Below are 4,040 nucleotides of genomic sequence, written 5' to 3'. Positions count from 1 at the left end.
AAGTTGATTTTCAGGAACCGTTCTGACAGCTTCGGCTTTGAACTCTTTAGAGTAACGTTGGTTTTTTCTGCTCATTATTAGCTCCTTCTGATGCCATTCTATTTCAGGAAGGAGTGTCCGTTAAACTCAGGCTACCTCAGCATTTATAGACTCCCGCGCGTATAAAGTATTCATGATAGAAAAATGTGAAAACAAGATTCCGTTTGAATCAGTAAGCTGTTTGTATAGACGACAGTAGGGGGATGTTTTCTACTCATTTCAATGTAGATGCCAGCAAAAAGAAGTAAATATTAAGGATAATGTTGTAAACCTGGAGAGTATGAGAAGATCTTGCGTACTGTCAGAGAGTTGATTTCTCTGACAGTACGTGCTGCGTGCAAAATCACTACATCAAATAAACCAGCCAAATCTCATAGAGATAAGAGTAAACAAACCAACAGCAGCAAAGACATTTATCAGTACTACAGTTCTACTGGAAACATTCATTTTTGCCACCTTTTATCATTGCCCCTATGTGTATAGTACGGATTAAGAAAATCCGCAATAATACTCATTCTGAAGATGGATAAGGGCAAGTTGCTGTTTGATGATTTTTTCTCAAACTGGTGAAAAAACTTGATGCACGTCAAAAAATGACGCATATTTGCGCGCGTTTTATTCATCTGGCTGGACGCCCGTACATGTCTCTCTATCAACATATGCTTGTTTTTTTATGCGGTTATGGCAGCAATCGCATTTCTTATCACCTGGTTTCTTTCTCACGATAAGAAACGCATCCGTTTCTTAAGCGCCTTTCTGGTGGGGGCAACATGGCCGATGAGTTTCCCGGTGGCGCTGTTGTTTTCACTGTTTTAAATCTTACTCACTGGCTTGACGGCACCACGCAGACTTATATCATTTGGATGAATCGATAAATTTCACAAGTGGTTAAGGAGAAAGTATGTCGCATCTGGATGAAGTCATCGCGCGCGTGGATGCCGCGATTGAAGAGAGCGTCATTGCCCATATGAACGAATTATTAATCGCCCTGAGCGATGACGCGGAGTTAAGTCGGGAAGATCGCTACACCCAGCAGCAGCGTTTGCGCACCGCTATTGCTCATCACGGTCGCAAGCATAAAGAAGATATGGAAGCGCGCCACGAACAGTTAACCAAAGGCGGCACCATCCTCTGATTAAAATGAGCGTCTGGCTACCAACCAGGCGCCAACCACAAGTAAAATTGCGCCACAAATTGGGCTGAACAACGCCCGTAGTGGTACGCCATGACTGCGGAAGATATCCAGCATCAGACCGCCAATTAGCTGGCTGGCGACCAGTACTGCAATAGTTGTCGCCGCTCCCACATTCTGATATCCGCTGATACTGGCGAAGACAAAAAACGATCCCAGCAAGCCGGGTATAAGTGTCCACCAGCGCACGCTGGACACCAGTTCGCCAAACCCCGCCATGCCTTGTTTAAACCATAAAATAGAAACAAAGAGCACAATCCCCACCAGTGAGTTCAGCAACATGGCGATGAGAATGGTAGAGGAGGTCTGGGTGATGCGCACCATCAGCGTGTTCTGGACTACCAGACCAATTCCGGCGGCAATCAAAAAAGCAAGGGTGAGCGACTGATTCATCCAATCGCGTCCGGTTCAGTGCGTTCGTCGAGTTGCAACTGCATAAATGTCAGATCCAGCCAGCGCCCAAATTTAGTGCCCACCTGCGGCATTTGTGCGGTGACGACAAATCCCAGCGAATGGTGCAGATGCAGCGAGGCCTGATTTTGCGATTCGATCCCGGCGACCATGACATGCTTCCCGCTATCCCGCGCTTCATCAATCAATCGGCTTAACAATTTACGCCCCAGACCTTTGCCCTGATGATCGGGATGGACATAAACCGAATGTTCCACGGTATGGCGAAAACCATCGAAACTACGCCAGTCGCCAAACGAGGCATATCCCGTCACTACGCCATCTTCTTCACTTACCAGCACCGGATAACCTGCTATGGTCCGCGCTTCAAACCAGGCAATGCGGTTATCTGCATCAACCGTTTGGTCATTCCAGATAGCCGCCGTATACAACACGGCGTGGTTATAAATTTCCGCAATGGCAGCACAATCGGCTTTGCGGGCAAAACGGATGGACATGTCTGGCCTCGATAAAATAATGATGATGATGTTATCAATACTATCGAAAACAGCCCGAAGCAACGGATTCCTCGATGAAATTATTGCGTGTTGCAGAGGGGATGTGACGGCTGCAAACAAAACCAATCCCGTGAGCCTGCTACTATTGATGGATTCATGCCAAAAGCACAGGAGAGCATTATGGGGCAACAAAAGCAGCGTAATCGACGTTGGGTTCTGGCCTCGCGTCCACATGGCGCACCGGTTCCGGAGAATTTCCGTCTTGAAGAAGATGATGTCGCCACACCGGGTGAAGGACAGGTGTTACTGCGCACAGTTTATTTGTCCCTGGACCCGTATATGCGTGGACGTATGAGCGATGAGCCATCTTATTCACCGCCTGTTGATATTGGCGGCGTGATGGTCGGCGGCACGGTGAGCCATGTTGTGGAGTCGAATCATCCTGATTATCAGCCTGGCGACTGGGTGCTGGGCTACAGTGGATGGCAGGACTATGACATATCCAGTGGTGATGATCTGGTGAAACTTGGCGATCATCCGCAAAATCCATCGTGGTCGCTGGGTGTGCTGGGGATGCCAGGCTTTACCGCTTATATGGGGCTGCTGGATATCGGTCAGCCTAAAGAGGGCGAAACGTTGGTGGTAGCTGCGGCGACAGGTCCTGTGGGAGCAACGGTGGGGCAAATCGGCAAACTTAAAGGTTGCAGGGTGGTGGGGGGTGCCGGTGGTGCGGAAAAATGCCGCCATGCTATCGAGGTGCTGGGCTTCGATGTTTGTCTTGATCACCACGCGGGTGATTTTGCCGAACAACTGGTGAAAGCGTGCCCAAAAGGTATTGATATCTATTATGAAAACGTGGGCGGTAAGGTATTTGATGCAGTGCTACCATTACTTAATACATCTGCGCGCATTCCCGTTTGTGGCTTAGTGAGCAGCTATAACGCTACAGAGCTACCACCCGGTCCGGATCGTTTACCCCTGTTGATGGCAACGGTGCTGAAAAAACGTATTCGCTTGCAAGGGTTTATTATCGCTCAGGATTATGGTCACCGCATCCATGAGTTTCAGAAGGAGATGGGGCAATGGGTGAAAGAGGATAAAATCCACTACCACGAAGATATTACTGATGGTTTAGAGAATGCGCCACAGACGTTTATCGGCCTGCTGAAGGGTAAAAACTTCGGCAAAGTGGTGATCCGCGTCGCGGGTGATGATTAAAGTTTCAACGGCGGCGTAAGCCGCCATAAAAATCCAGGCAAAAAGCTTATTTTCAGCTTTAATTAACTAACCACGTCATTGTTCTGCTGCTAATAACAACAAAGGTGGGTGGTTTATGATTATTCACTTTAATACACCAGGTGAACTCCTTCTGCCGTGCAGGCAGGGTTGGACAGAAAACACGCGAAGGAATTAAAATGCCTGGAATGGGAAAAATGAAACATGTCAGTTTGACTCTGCAGGTTGAGAACGACCTGAAACATCAGCTTAGTATTGGCGCATTAAAACCTGGCGCACGCCTGATTACTAAAAATCTGGCGGAGCAATTAGGTATGAGTATTACACCTGTGCGTGAAGCATTATTACGTCTGGTTTCGGTGAATGCGCTTTCTGTCGCACCTGCACAAGCATTTACAGTTCCGGAAGTGGGGAAACGTCAATTAGACGAAATCAATCGGATCCGCTACGAACTGGGTAATGCTGCCAACTTACTGATTTAGTGTATGATGGTGATTTTAAGGTGCTTGCGTGGCTTCCATTTCCATCAGATGTCCTTCCTGCTCCGCTACTGAAGGCGTGGTGCGTAACGGCAAAAGCACTGCCGGACATCAGCGCTATCTCTGCTCTCATTGCCGTAAAACATGGCAACTACAGTTCACTTACACCGCCTCTCAGCCCGGTAC

The 4,040-nt window shown here is 48.1% G+C and carries 6 protein-coding genes and 2 pseudogenes; 5 read left to right on the top strand and 3 right to left on the bottom strand.

Annotated elements, in window-relative coordinates:
- Positions 1-390: 390 nt before the first annotated feature.
- On the bottom strand, positions 391-486 hold the full coding sequence (gene yncL / locus BFF42_RS12180) for a stress response membrane protein YncL (protein WP_001303494.1): 96 nt from the start codon (positions 484-486) through the stop codon (positions 391-393).
- 194 nt (positions 487-680) lie between these two features.
- On the opposite strand from yncL, the pseudogene ortT reads away from it, so the two are divergent.
- Together ortT and ydcY are read left to right on the top strand one after the other, a co-directional pair.
- Positions 681-855, top strand: a pseudogene (ortT, locus tag BFF42_RS12175) (orphan toxin OrtT).
- Between the two features lie 85 nt (positions 856-940).
- Positions 941-1,174, top strand: coding sequence for a DUF2526 family protein YdcY (ydcY, locus tag BFF42_RS12170; RefSeq protein WP_000018633.1), 234 nt, complete (start codon positions 941-943; stop codon positions 1,172-1,174).
- On the opposite strand, the gene BFF42_RS12165 is transcribed toward ydcY, so the two are convergent.
- Both BFF42_RS12165 and BFF42_RS12160 read right to left on the bottom strand, forming a co-directional pair.
- Positions 1,175-1,624, bottom strand: coding sequence for a DMT family transporter (locus BFF42_RS12165; RefSeq protein ID WP_001076536.1), 450 nt, complete (start codon positions 1,622-1,624; stop codon positions 1,175-1,177).
- Positions 1,621-2,139, bottom strand: coding sequence for a GNAT family N-acetyltransferase (locus tag BFF42_RS12160; protein ID WP_001353827.1), 519 nt, complete (start codon positions 2,137-2,139; stop codon positions 1,621-1,623). The genes BFF42_RS12165 and BFF42_RS12160 overlap by 4 nt, the downstream gene beginning before the upstream one ends.
- 180 nt (positions 2,140-2,319) lie before the next feature.
- On the opposite strand from BFF42_RS12160, the gene curA reads away from it, so the two are divergent.
- The 3 genes and pseudogenes from curA to BFF42_RS12145 form a co-directional block, all read left to right on the top strand.
- Positions 2,320-3,357, top strand: coding sequence for an NADPH-dependent curcumin/dihydrocurcumin reductase (curA, locus tag BFF42_RS12155; RefSeq protein WP_012421279.1), 1,038 nt, complete (start codon positions 2,320-2,322; stop codon positions 3,355-3,357).
- 197 nt (positions 3,358-3,554) lie between these two features.
- Positions 3,555-3,830 (top strand): annotated as a pseudogene (gene mcbR / locus BFF42_RS12150) (colanic acid/biofilm transcriptional regulator McbR); the annotation flags it as partial.
- Positions 3,831-3,885: 55 nt separating this feature from the next.
- Positions 3,886-4,040 (top strand): IS1 family transposase (locus tag BFF42_RS12145; protein ID WP_001348782.1); only part of this gene is annotated, 155 nt, incomplete at its 3' end.

The organism is Shigella sp. FC1661, assembly GCF_001712525.1.
Taxonomy (GTDB): Bacteria; Pseudomonadota; Gammaproteobacteria; order Enterobacterales; family Enterobacteriaceae; genus Escherichia; species Escherichia coli.
The sequence above is the reverse complement of the archived record's forward strand: the minus strand, read 5'-3'. Positions and strand labels throughout refer to the sequence as shown.